General features: G+C 71.3%; 7 protein-coding genes. 4 read left to right on the plus strand and 3 right to left on the minus strand.

Annotated elements, in window-relative coordinates:
* Window positions 1-70 precede the first annotated feature (70 nt).
* A complete protein-coding gene (locus LNW71_RS19145; protein WP_250969351.1) occupies window positions 71-964 on the plus strand; it encodes a cellulose-binding protein in 894 nt (297 codons plus the stop codon).
* 68 nt (window positions 965-1,032) lie between these two features.
* On the opposite strand, the gene LNW71_RS19150 is transcribed toward LNW71_RS19145, so the two are convergent.
* The 3 genes from LNW71_RS19150 to LNW71_RS19160 form a co-directional block, all read right to left on the minus strand.
* Window positions 1,033-2,652, minus strand: coding sequence for a cation acetate symporter (locus tag LNW71_RS19150; RefSeq protein WP_250969352.1), 1,620 nt, complete (start codon window positions 2,650-2,652; stop codon window positions 1,033-1,035).
* A complete protein-coding gene (locus LNW71_RS19155; protein WP_250969353.1) occupies window positions 2,649-3,128 on the minus strand; it encodes a DUF485 domain-containing protein in 480 nt (159 codons plus the stop codon). The genes LNW71_RS19150 and LNW71_RS19155 overlap by 4 nt, the downstream gene beginning before the upstream one ends.
* 147 nt (window positions 3,129-3,275) lie before the next feature.
* Window positions 3,276-4,871, minus strand: a complete 1,596-nt coding sequence (locus tag LNW71_RS19160) for an MFS transporter (protein WP_374119428.1) — start codon at window positions 4,869-4,871, stop codon at window positions 3,276-3,278.
* A 401-nt stretch (window positions 4,872-5,272) separates the two neighbouring features.
* On the opposite strand from LNW71_RS19160, the gene LNW71_RS19165 reads away from it, so the two are divergent.
* The 3 genes from LNW71_RS19165 (at window position 5,273) to mfd (ending at window position 12,462) form a co-directional block, all read left to right on the plus strand.
* The gene (locus tag LNW71_RS19165) at window positions 5,273-6,061 is read left to right on the plus strand and encodes an ABC transporter ATP-binding protein (RefSeq protein ID WP_250969354.1); all 789 of its coding nucleotides are present in this window, start codon (window positions 5,273-5,275) and stop codon (window positions 6,059-6,061) included.
* A complete protein-coding gene (locus tag LNW71_RS19170) occupies window positions 6,058-8,637 on the plus strand; it encodes an ABC transporter permease (RefSeq protein ID WP_250969355.1) in 2,580 nt (859 codons plus the stop codon). The genes LNW71_RS19165 and LNW71_RS19170 overlap by 4 nt, the downstream gene beginning before the upstream one ends.
* A gap of 294 nt (window positions 8,638-8,931) precedes the next feature.
* Window positions 8,932-12,462, plus strand: coding sequence for a transcription-repair coupling factor (mfd, locus tag LNW71_RS19175; RefSeq protein ID WP_250969356.1), 3,531 nt, complete (start codon window positions 8,932-8,934; stop codon window positions 12,460-12,462).
* Window positions 12,463-12,468 lie beyond the last annotated feature (6 nt).

A 12,468-nucleotide genomic window follows, 5' to 3' on the forward strand; every position in this document is an offset into this window, starting at 1 on the left:
CGGGCCAATTGCCGCATCCTTGACGTATTGCGGGATGGTCGGGTCGGAGAGTCGGAAAGAGGCGTCAAGGATGAGTTCTGCACCGGTGTCCGCACACGGCTTCGTCGGCGTGCGCGGACGTGGTTACCGTCCGGAGCAGGTGGACCGCACGGTGGCCGCGCTGTCGGCGGAGCGGGACGGGGCCCAAGAGCAGGTGGCGCGGCTGACGGCGCTGGCGGAGCGGCTGTCGGCCGAGTCCGCCCGGCTGGAGGAGGCCGTGGCCGTGCTGCCGCCCCAGGACTATGTGTCGCTGGGGGAGCGGGCGCAGCAGATCCTGGCGCTCGCGGAGGACGAGGCGGAGTCCGTGCGGGGCGCCGCGCAGGAGGACGCCCAGTCGCTGCGGGACGCGGCGGACCGGGCGGCGCGGGCCCTGCGCGAGTCGGCCCGCGCGGATGCGGAGGAGATGCGGGCGGCCGCGGTGGGCCATGCCGGCCAGGCGCTGTCGGCGGCGGAGGGCTCGGCCGGTGAGCTGCTGGCCGCGGCGCGGCTGGAGGCGGCGGCGGCCCGCGAGGAGTCGGAGGCCGCGATGGCCGGGACCCGCCGTCGCACGGAGAGCGTGCTGGCGCACCAGGAGCAGGAGCACGCGGAGCGCTGGAAGGCCGCGGAGCAGGAGCTCGCGCAGGCCGAGGCGGCGCAGTCGGCGGAGCACACGGAGCTGACCGGGCGGGCCGAGGGCGGGCTGGCCGAGGCGCGGCGGACGCTGGCCGAGGCGGAGGAGACCGCGCGGCACGGCCAGGAGGACGCCGAGGCGCAGGGTGCGGAGCTGATCGCCGGCGCCCGGGTGCGTGAGGAGCGGGTGGCGCGGGAGACGGAGCGGATTCTGCGGGAGCACGAGGAGGGCCGCGAGGAGGTGCAGGCGCACATGGCGCACGTCCGCAGTTCGCTCGCGGCGCTCACCGGGCGGGTGACTCCGGCGGGGGACTGATCCGCCGGAGGGCGAAGGCCGGGCGGTGCGCGATGAGCGCCGCCCGCCCGCCGCCCGTGACCGCGTGGTCAGGTGCGGCCCGCCGGGGGCGCGCCTGCCAGGATCCACGGCTCCTGTGCCTCGTACATCCGCCGTTCCTCGACGGCGGTGCGCTGTCCGAGGACCGTGCCCAGCCAGCCCGCGAGGAAGCCGGCCGGGATGGAGACGAGCCCGGTGGTGGTGAGCGGGAACCAGTTGAAGTCGTGCCGGGGGAAGACGGCGCCGGGTGATCCGGAGACCAGGTTGGTGCCGGTGATCAGGACCAGCACGGCCGCGGTGCCGCCGATGAGGGTGCAGAGCAGGCCGGTACGCGTGAAGCGGCGCCAGAACATGCTGTAGACGAGCGCCGGAGCCAGCGCCGACGCCCCGACGCAGAACGAGAGCGTGACCAGCGCCTGGAGGTTCCAGTGCCGGGCCGGTACGGCGAGGGCGATCGTGAGCAGTCCCACGCCGACCGCCGCCGCCTGGGCGGTGCCCATCTCGACGGTGCCGGCGACGGGTGCCTTGCCCGGTGTGCGCACGCCGTGCAGCCCGTGGGCGAACAGGTCGTGGGCAAGGGAGTTCGCGCAGGCCAGGATCATCCCCGCGACGGAGGAGAGCAGGGTCAGGAAGATCGCGGTGGTCATGGCCGTGACGACGAGCGCGCCGGCCTCGCCGCCCCCGGCGACCGCCCCGCTGACCTGTAGGACCGCGCTGTTGCCCTGGGCTCCGGCGGCGGTGATGAGGTCGTGGCCCACGAGTGCGGCGGCGCCGAAGCCGATCACGGCGAGCAGCAGGCACAGGACGACGACGGCCGAGACGGCCCAGGACATCGAGCGCCGGACGTCCGGTGCGCTGCGGGCGCTGGACATGCGCATGGTGATGTGGGGAAGGCAGGCGCCGCCGAGCACCACGGTGAGTTCGGAGCTGACCATGTCGGTGCCGTTGCCGCCGAACTGGAGTCCGGAGTGCAGGAAGGCGTGGCCCGCGCCGCTGCCCTGGCGGGCCGCCGTGAGCAGGGCGCCGGTGTCCCAGCCGAACCTGTTCATGATCAGTACGGAGACGGTGAGGCAGGCGCCGAGGAGGACGACGGTCTTGACGATGTGGATGAGGGCGGTGCCCTTCATGCCGCCGATCGCCGCGTAGCTGATCATCACGATGCCGAGGGTGACGATGGAGCCGGTGCGGAACCCCGAGCTGTCGAAGCCCAGGATGAACGCCAGCAGGTCGCCGCTGCCCGCGAGCTGGACGACCATCAGGGGGACGAGGGCGACGAGGGTGACCGCGCAGCCGGCGATCCGGACCGCCCGGCCGGGTGTGCGGCGGGTGAGCATGTCGCCCATGGTGAACCGGCCCGCGTTGCGCAGCGGTTCGGCCAGCAGGAACATCAGCAGGACGAGCGAGAGCGCGGTGCTCAGGGCGAGCACCAGGCCGTCGTAGCCGGTGAGCGCGATGACCCCGGTGGTGCCGAGGACGGTGGCGGCGGAGAGGTAGTCACCGGCGATGGCGAGGCCGCCCCGGACCGGTGAGAGCGAGCGGAAGCCGGTGTAGAACTCGTCGAGGTCGTCGCGGTCCGGGCCGGTCATGACGCAGAGCAGCAGGGTCACGGTGGCCACGGCGATGAAGGCGACGAGGGACATCGTCTGGGCCGACTCGTCGAATCCGGTCATCGGCGGGCTCCTGTTCTGCGCAGTTCTGCGGCCAGCGGGTCGACGGTGCGCCGCGCGATCCGCTCGTACAGGGCGATCGCGAGGAGTGTGACGGGGAGTTGGCACAGGCCCAGTGCCAGACCGGTGTTGAGGCCGCCGCCGATCTCGTGGTTCATCAGGTCCGGGGCGAAGCCGGACAGCAGCAGGAAGAGCGTGAAGTAGCCGAGTGCGGTCAGGGTGGCGGTCCGCCGCAGCAGGCGGTACGCGGTCCGCAGCCGGCGCAGGTCGCCGTGGTGTCCGGGGGCGGGGCGGGGCACGGCGGGCGGGGCCGGCCGGCGGGTCGGTGGCGCGGGCGCCGAACTCTGCCAGGGCAGCAGGGACTCCGGCCGTTGCGGGGGCGGGTAGGCGGGCCGGTGGCTGGGGCGTGCGGGCCGGTACGCGGGCTGCTGGGGGCGCCCGTGCCGGGGGGAGTGCGAGGGAGGGGGTTCGTACGACATGGCGGTGCCGCTCCTTGCATGGCTCGGGCCCGGGGACGGACTGCAAGGTCGAAGCGCGGGGTGCGCTGTAGGAGCGCGAACGCTACTCGCGGGTACGGCGGCTGGGGAGGGGCTGGCGTGAAGTACCGACGGTAACTCGTCAGTTGTCTAGTCTTCTGGCGGTGAGGGAGCGCTCTCAGGCTCTTCGGTGAGGATCGGGAAGCGCCTGGGGGTCACGAAGAGGAGTACCAGCAGGGTGAGTACGGCGGCCGCGGCGGCCCCGAGGTAGACCTGGTCGACCGCCGCGTCAACGGCCCGCCGCAGATAGTCCGTTGCCGCCGCCGTCAGTGAGCCCGGGTCCTCCAGGGCGTGCGAGACGGAGTCCAGGTCGCCGGGCAGGCCGGGCACAGGCGCGTCGGCGAGCCGGGAGGCGAGGACGCCGTTGGCGACGGCGCCGAAGAGCGCCGCGCCGATGCTCTGGCCCAGCTGGCGGCAGAAGAGCACGGAAGCCGTCGTCGTACCGCGTTCGGACCAGCCGACGGTCGACTGGACGCCGACGATCAGCGGGAGTTGGAAGAGCCCGAGCGCCGCGCCGAGCAGCAGCATGATCAGGGCGGGCTGCCAGGCCTCGCCCGGATAGGGCAGCAGCGGGAAGGCGAGCAGGACCAGCAGGGCGCCGGTCATGCCGGTGATCGCGGTGCGGCGGAAGCCGATGCGGTTGTAGACCCGGTTGGAGAACGCCGCCGACACCGGCCAGCTCAGCGTCATCACGGAGAGCACGAAGCCGGCCGCGATCGGTCCGAGGCCGAGCACCGACTGCGCGTACGTCGGCAGGAAGACGGTGGGCGCGACCATCAGCAGACCCATCGCGCCCAGGGCGAGGTTGACCGAGGCGATGGTGCGCCGCCGCCACACCCAGCCGGGGATCACCGGTTCGGCGGCGCGCCGTTCGATGAACACGGTCAGCGCCGCCAGCGTGGCGGTCGCCCCCAGCAGCCCGAAGGAGGGGGCCGAGAGCCAGGGCCAGGCGACGCCGCCCTGGACGAGTGCGGTCAGCAGTACGGCGCCGGTCGCGAAGACGGCGAGGGAGCCCGCCCAGTCGATACGGGGGCGGGGCGCTCCGGCCGCACGGCGGGCGCGGGACGGCTCGTGGAGGTGGCCCACCACGAGCCAGAGGGCGAGCGCCCCTACCGGCAGGTTGATCAGAAAGATCCAGCGCCAGTCCGCGTACACCGCGAACAGCCCGCCGAGCAGCGGTCCGGCGACCGCCGACGTGGCCCAGACGGTGGACAGCCTGGCCTGGATCCTCGGCCGTTCCTTCAGCGGGTAGAGGTCCGCGGCGATGGTCTGGACGGTGCCCTGGAGGGCGCCGCCGCCGATCCCCTGTACGACGCGGAAGGCGATCAGCGCGGCCATGTTCCAGGCGGCGGCGCACAGTACCGAGCCGAACAGGAAGAGGATCACGCCGGCGATCAGGACCGGCTTGCGGCCGAAGGTGTCGGAGAGCTTCCCGTACACCGGCAGCGTGACGGTCACCGCCAGCAGGTAGCCGGAGAAGATCCAGGAGAAGACGGAGAAGCCGCCGAGATCACCGACGATCTGCGGGATCGCGGTGGAGACGATGGTGCCGTCGATGGCGGACAGCGCCATGCAGAGCATCAGCGCCGCGACGACACGGCCGCGTCGGCCGGGCGCCGCGGGGGAGGGTGCGGGGCCGAGCCCCGACCCCGATATCGCTTCCGTACCGCCGCCCGCGCCACTCACCAGGATTCCTTCCCCATGCACGTACTTTCGGACACTGTCTCACCTGCGGCCGCCGGTGGGCAGACGGCAACCGGCACTCGCCCCGGCCCGCAGTGCTCCACCCCCATGCGTGCACCCATGGGACCACCCCCTGAGAACCCGCTCCACCCAAGGGCCGAGACCCCTAGGGGTAGCTCCTTACTTGTGTCCAGGGGCTGTTCCTCCGGGCGGAGGACGTGCCCGGCCCCGCCCGGGCCGTAGCGTGGTCCTTGCACCGCGATTGCGGCAGACCACAGGGGGCGGGGTGGGGTAAACCCCACCCGAAGACTGCGCTGGGCACCAGCGCGCAGGACCCCCTCCAGCGACCAGACTTCACAGCAGAACGGCGACAACACGTCGTCGGCCGACATAGGAGATAAACCGTGACAACGGCTGTAACCATTCCCAGGCACGGGGGCACTGGAGGGCGTACGGCTGTTGCTGCGCGAGCGCGGCAGGTCGTCAAGGCGTACGGGGTGGGGGAGACCCGGGTCGTCGCGCTCGACCATGTCGATGTGGACATCGCCCGCGGGCAGTTCACCGCCATCATGGGCCCGTCCGGCTCCGGCAAGTCGACGCTGATGCACTGCCTGGCCGGTCTGGACACCGTGACCTCCGGGCAGATCCACCTCGCCGAGACCGAGATCACCGGTCTCAAGGACAAGAAGCTGACCCAGCTCCGCCGCGACCGCATCGGCTTCATCTTCCAGGCGTTCAACCTCCTGCCGACGCTCAACGCGCTGGAGAACATCACGCTGCCGATGGACATCGCGGGCCGCAAGCCGGACGCCGCGTGGCTGCGGCAGGTCGTGGAGACCGTGGGCCTGTCCGAGCGGCTCAAGCACCGCCCGACCGAGCTCTCCGGCGGCCAGCAGCAACGGGTCGCGGTGGCGCGGGCGCTCGCCGCCCAGCCGGAGATCATCTTCGGTGACGAGCCCACCGGGAACCTGGACTCGCGGGCCGGCGCCGAGGTGCTGAACTTCCTGCGCAAGTCCGTCGACGAGCTCGGCCAGACCATCGTCATGGTCACCCACGATCCGGTCGCCGCCTCCTACGCGGACCGCGTGCTGTACCTCGCGGACGGACGCATCGTCGACGAGATGCTCAACCCCACCGCCGACCAGGTGCTGGACCGGATGAAGGACTTCGACGCGCGCGGGCGGACCTCATGACCGTCTGGAAGACCTCGATGCGCAACTTCTTCGCGCACAAGGGACGCATGGCGCTCTCCGCCGTGGCCGTCCTGCTGTCGGTGGCGTTCGTGTGCGGCACGCTCGTCTTCACCGACACGATGAACACCACGTTCGACAAGCTCTTCGCGGCCACCTCCGCCGACGTCACCGTCAGCCCGAAGGCCGCCGAGGTCGCCGACACCCCCGAGAACGGCAAGCCCGAATCGCTGCCCGCCTCCCTCGTCGCCCGGGTCGAGAAGGCCGACGGGGTGAAGGAGGCCGAGGGCGGCGTCTCCAGCATGGCCGTCACGGTCGTCGACAGCCACAACAAGAACATGGGCTCCGAGACCGGAGCCCCCACGATCGCCGGCAACTGGACGCACAACGACCTGCGTTCCATGGAGATCACCTCCGGCCACGCACCGCGCGGCCCGACCGAGGTGATGGTCGACGCCGACACCGCGAAGAAGCACCACCTGAAGATCGGTGACGAACTGCGCACCATCGCGGTCACCGGCGACATCAGGGCGAGGATCAGCGGCATCGCCGCCTTCAAGGTCACCAACCCCGGCGCGGCGATCGTCTACCTCGACACCGCCACCTCCCAGCAGAAGCTGCTCGGCAGTGCCGGCGTCTTCACCCAGGTCTCCATCACCGCCGAACCAGGCGTCAGTGACGCCCAGTTGAAGAAGAACGTCGCCGCGGCACTGGACGGCTCGGCCGCGTACAAGGTGCAGACCCAGAAGGAGGCCGCGGAGGCCAACAAGGACTCCATGGGCTCGTTCCTCGACGTCATGAAGTACGCCATGCTCGGCTTCGCCGGGATCGCCTTCCTCGTCGGCATCTTCCTCATCGTCAACACCTTCTCGATGCTGGTCGCCCAGCGGACCCGCGAGATCGGCCTGATGCGGGCCATCGGCTCCAGCCGCAAGCAGGTCAACCGGTCCGTGCTGCTCGAAGCGGTGCTGCTCGGCATCTTCGGATCGATCCTCGGCGTCGGCGCCGGGATCGGGCTCGCCGTCGGGCTGATGAAGGTCATGGGCGCCGTCGGTATGGAGCTGTCCACCCAGGACCTCACCATCGCCTGGACGACCCCGGTGGTCGGGCTCGCGCTCGGCATCATCGTGACCGTCCTCGCCGCGTACATCCCGGCCCGCCGGGCCGGCAAGGTCTCCCCGATGGCCGCTCTGCGCGACGCCGGAACGCCGGCGGACGCCAAGTCGGGCTGGATTCGGGCCGGGATCGGCCTGGTCCTCACCGGCGGTGGCGCGGCGGCGCTGTGGGCGACGACGCAGGCGGACAAGTCCAGCGACGGCTCGCTCCTCCTAGGCCTGGGCGTGGTCCTCACGCTCATCGGCTTCATCGTGATCGGCCCGCTGCTGGCCGGGATCGTCGTACGGGCACTCAGCGTCGTCGTCCTCAGGTTCTTCGGCCCGGTCGGCCGGCTGGCCGAGCGCAACGCACTGCGCAACCCGCGGCGCACCGGAGCGACCGGCGCGGCGCTCATGATCGGCCTCGCGCTGGTGGCCTGCCTCTCGGTGGTGGGCTCCTCCATGGTCGCCTCGGCCACGGACGAGCTGGACAAGTCGGTGGGGGCGGACTTCATCGTGCAGTCGTCCAGCGGCCAACTGATCGTGCCGCAGGCCGCGAAGGCGCTTCGGACCGTGCCCGGCATCGAGCACGTCACGAACTACAAGAGCGTCAGCGCGAAGCTCACCGCACCGGACGGCTCGACGGAGGACGAGGGCGTCGTCGCCGCCGACCCGACGTACAAGGAGGACCTGCGGCGCACCACGGTCGCCGGTGATCTGGCCGCGGCGTACGGCAAGGACGCCATGTCGGTCGGCAACGGGTACGCGACCCGCCACCACCTCAAGGTGGGCGACCGCCTGACCGTCGCGTTCAAGGGCGGCGACACCGCGAAGCTGAAGATCGCCGCGATCACCTCGGACGACACGAGCGTCGACAACGGCGCGATGTACACCAACATCAAGACGGCCGAGAGCTACGTCCCCGCCGACCGGATGCCCAAGAACATGATCATGTTCGCCAAGGCGCAGGACGGCAAGGAGAAGCAGGCGTACGCGGCCCTCAAGAAGTCGCTCGCCGACTACCCGCAGTACAAGGTGCAGAACCAGGCCGACTTCAAGCAGGACCTGAAGGACCAGATCGGCCAGCTGCTGAACATCGTCTACGGCCTGCTCGCCCTGGCGATCATCGTCGCGGTGCTCGGGGTCGTGAACACCCTGGCCCTGTCGGTCGTCGAGCGGACCCGCGAGATCGGCCTGATGCGCGCCATCGGCCTCTCCCGCCGCCAGCTGCGCCGGATGATCCGGCTGGAGTCCGTGGTCATCGCCCTGTTCGGCGCCCTGCTCGGCCTCGGCCTGGGCATGGGCTGGGGCACCTCGGCCCAGAAGCTGCTGGCACTGGAGGGCCTCGGCGTCCTGGAGATCCCGTGGCCGACGATCATCACGGTGTTCGTCGCCTCGGCCTTCGTCGGACTGTTCGCGGCCCTGGTCCCGGCCTTCCGGGCAGGCCGGATGAACGTCCTGAACGCCATCGCCACGGACGGGTGAGAAAGCGGCCCGCATAGAATGACGGTTCCGGCCCCGGGGCGTTCCTCCAAACGCCCCGGGGTCGATTCGTGTCCCCGCAGGGCCCGGGAAGGGCGAGGGGCGTCCCCGGAACACCGTTGCGGAAGCGACTGTCAGCCCGGAGTCGTAGGCTGGACACCCCGGCCCGTCCGGGGGTGGTTCACGGCTCAGGCCGGATCAGGAAACCACCCTCAGCACGTGTCGGGCCCTTCGCGTTGCCCACTGGCAGCAGCCGGCTGCCAGATCTCGCCCTCGTTACCCGGACGGAAGCCCTTCATGAGCCTGCACGGTCTGCTGGATGTCGTCGTACATGACCCGGCGCTGTCCGAAGCGGTGAAGGCCGCCGGGGACGGCCACCGCATGCACATCGACCTGGTCGGCCCGCCCGCCGCCCGGCCCTTCGTCCTGGCGGCACTGGCCAGGGACGCGGGGCGGACCGTGCTCGCCGTCACCGCGACCGGGCGCGAGGCCGAGGATCTGGCGGCCGCGCTGCGCACGCTGCTGCCGCCGGACACGGTCGCGGAGTTCCCGTCCTGGGAGACCCTCCCGCACGAGCGGCTCTCGCCCCGGTCCGACACCGTGGGCCGCCGCCTCGCCGTGCTGCGGCGCCTCGCGCACCCCAGGCAGGACGACCCGGAGACCGGGCCGGTCTCCGTGGTCGTGGCGCCGGTGCGCTCCGTCCTCCAGCCGCAGGTCAAGGGGCTCGGCGACCTGGAGCCCGTGGCGCTGCGCATCGGGCAGAGCGCCGACCTCGGCGAGACGGTCGAGGCGCTCGCGGCCGCCGCGTACTCCCGGGTCGAACTGGTCGAGAAGCGCGGCGAGTTCGCGGTCCGCGGCGGCATCCTGGACGTCTTCCCGCCGACCGAGGAGCACCCCCTGAGGGTGGAGTTCTGGGGCGACGACGTCGAGGAGATCCGCTACTTCAAGATCGCCGACCAGCGGTCGCTGGAGATCGCCGAGCACGGGCTGTGGGCGCCGCCCTGCCGCGAGCTGCTGCTGACCGACGAGGTCCGCGAGCGGGCCGCCGCGCTCGCCGAGGCCCACCCCGAGCTGGGCGAACTGCTCGGCAAGATCGCCGAGGGCATCGCCGTGGAGGGCATGGAGTCGCTCGCCCCGGTCCTCGTCGACGACATGGAGCTCCTGATCGACGTGCTGCCCAAGGGCTCGATGGCCGTGGTCTGCGACCCCGAGCGGGTGCGCACCAGGGCCGCCGACCTGGTCGCCACCAGCCAGGAGTTCCTCCAGGCGTCCTGGGCGGCCACCGCGGGCGGCGGCGAGGCCCCGATCGACGTCGGCGCGGCCTCGCTGCGCGGCATCGCGGACGTCCGCGACCGGGCCCGCGAGCTGGAGATGATGTGGTGGTCGGTCTCCCCCTTCGCCGCCGACGACGAGCTGGACGACGACACCCTCAAGCTCCGGATGCACGCCCCGGAGACGTACCGCGGCGACACCGCCCGCGCACTCGCCGACACCAAGGGCTGGCTGGCCGACGGCTGGCGCACGGTGTACGTCACCGAGGGCCACGGCCTCGCCTCCCGTACCGTCGAGGTGCTGGGCGGCGAGGGCATCCCGGCCCGCCTCGACGCGGATCTCGGGGAGATCTCACCGTCCCTCGTCCATGTCTCCTGCGGCGCCATCGACTACGGCTTCGTCGACCCGCAGCTGAAGCTCGCCGTCCTCACCGAGACGGACCTGACCGGTCAGCGCACCGCCATCAAGGACCTGGGCCGGATGCCGGCCCGCCGCCGCAAGAGCATCGACCCGCTGACGCTGGAGACGGGCGACTACATCGTCCACGAGCAGCACGGCGTGGGCCGCTACATCGAGATGGTGCAGCGCACGGTGCAGGGCGCCACCCGCGAGTACCTCCTCGTCGAGTACGCCCCCGCCAAGCGCGGCCAGCCAGGCGACCGGCTCTACATCCCGACCGACCAGCTCGAACAGGTCACCAAGTACGTCGGCGGCGAGGCGCCCACCCTGCACCGGCTCGGCGGCGCCGACTGGACCAAGACGAAGGCGCGCGCCAAGAAGGCCGTCAAGGAGATCGCGGGCGACCTGATCAAGCTCTACGCGGCCCGGATGGCGGCCCCCGGCCACGTCTTCGGCCCGGACACCCCCTGGCAGCGCGAACTGGAGGACGCCTTCCCGCACGCGGAGACGCCCGACCAGCTCACCACCATCGCCGAGGTCAAGGAGGACATGGAGAAGTCCGTACCCATGGACCGGCTGATCTGCGGCGACGTCGGCTACGGCAAGACGGAGATCGCCGTGCGGGCGGCCTTCAAGGCGGTCCAGGACGGCAAACAGGTCGCCGTCCTCGTCCCCACCACCCTCCTGGTCCAGCAGCACTACGGCACGTTCACCGAGCGGTACGCCCAGTTCCCCGTCAACGTGCGGGCGCTGAGCCGCTTCCAGTCCGAGTCCCAGTCCAAGTCGACGCTCGAAGGGCTGCGCGAAGGCTCCGTCGACCTGGTCATCGGCACCCACCGCCTCTTCTCCTCCGAGACGAAGTTCAAGGACCTCGGCCTGGTCATCGTCGACGAGGAACAGCGCTTCGGCGTCGAGCACAAGGAGCAGCTGAAGAAGCTCCGCGCCAACGTGGACGTCCTCACCATGTCCGCGACGCCCATCCCCCGTACGCTCGAAATGGCGGTGACGGGCATCCGCGAGATGTCGACGATCACCACGCCGCCCGAGGAGCGCCACCCGGTCCTCACCTTCGTCGGCCCGTACGAGGAGAAGCAGATCGGCGCGGCCATCCGCCGCGAACTGCTCCGTGAGGGCCAGGCGTTCTACATCCACAACCGCGTCGAGTCCATCGACCGGGCCGCGGCGCGGCTGCGCGAGATCGTCCCCGAGGCCCGGATCGCCACCGCACACGGCCAGATGTCCGAACAGGCCCTGGAACAGGTGGTGGTGGACTTCTGGGAGAAGAAGTTCGACGTCCTGGTCTCCACGACGATCGTCGAGTCCGGCATCGACATCTCCAACGCCAACACCCTGATCGTGGAGCGCGGCGACAACTTCGGCCTCTCCCAGCTCCACCAGCTGCGCGGCCGCGTCGGCCGCGGCCGCGACCGCGGCTACGCGTACTTCCTCTACCCGCCGGAGAAGCCGCTCACCGAGACGGCCCACGAGCGCCTCGCCACGATCGCCCAGCACACCGAAATGGGCGCGGGCATGTACGTGGCCATGAAGGACCTCGAGATCCGCGGCGCCGGAAACCTCCTGGGCGGCGAACAGTCCGGCCACATCGCGGGCGTCGGCTTCGACCTGTACATCCGCATGGTCGGCGAGGCGGTCGCCGGCTACCGGGCCTCCCTCGAAGGCGGCGTGGAGGAGGAGCCCCCGCTGGAGGTCAAGATCGAGCTCCCGGTCGACGCGCACGTCCCCCACGACTACGCCCCCGGCGAGCGGCTGCGCCTCCAGGCCTACCGGTCCATCGCCTCGGCCTCCTCGGAGGACGACATCAGGGCGATCCGCGAGGAGCTCACCGACCGCTACGGCAAGCTCCCGGAGCCGGTCGAGAACCTCCTCCTGGTAGCCGGCCTGCGCATGCTGGCCCGCGCCTGCGGGGTGGGCGACATCGTGCTCCAGGGCTCGAACATCCGGTTCGCCCCGGTGGATCTGCGCGAGTCGCAGGAGCTCCGCCTGAAGCGCCTGCACCCGAAGACGATCATCAAGCCGGCCCTCCACCAGATCCTGGTCCCGCGCCCCACCGCCGGAAGGATCGGTGGCAAGCCGGTCGTGGGCCGCGAACTGCTGGCGTGGACGGGTGAGTTCCTGACGACGATCCTGGGGTCGTAGCGCGGG

It is taken from the genome of Streptomyces sp. RKAG290 (assembly GCF_023701695.1).
Lineage (GTDB): Bacteria > Actinomycetota > Actinomycetes > Streptomycetales > Streptomycetaceae > Streptomyces.

Bases quoted from the DNA above. Each gene is read 5' to 3' on its own strand.
- LNW71_RS19145 (WP_250969351.1), top strand. From the start codon at position 71: ATGAGTTCTGCACCGGTGTCCGCACACGGCTTCGTCGGCGTGCGCGGA.
- LNW71_RS19150 (WP_250969352.1), bottom strand. From the start codon at position 2,652: ATGACCGGATTCGACGAGTCGGCCCAGACGATGTCCCTCGTCGCCTTC.
- LNW71_RS19155 (WP_250969353.1), bottom strand. From the start codon at position 3,128: ATGTCGTACGAACCCCCTCCCTCGCACTCCCCCCGGCACGGGCGCCCC.
- LNW71_RS19170 (WP_250969355.1), top strand. From the start codon at position 6,058: ATGACCGTCTGGAAGACCTCGATGCGCAACTTCTTCGCGCACAAGGGA.
- mfd (WP_250969356.1), top strand. From the start codon at position 8,932: ATGAGCCTGCACGGTCTGCTGGATGTCGTCGTACATGACCCGGCGCTG.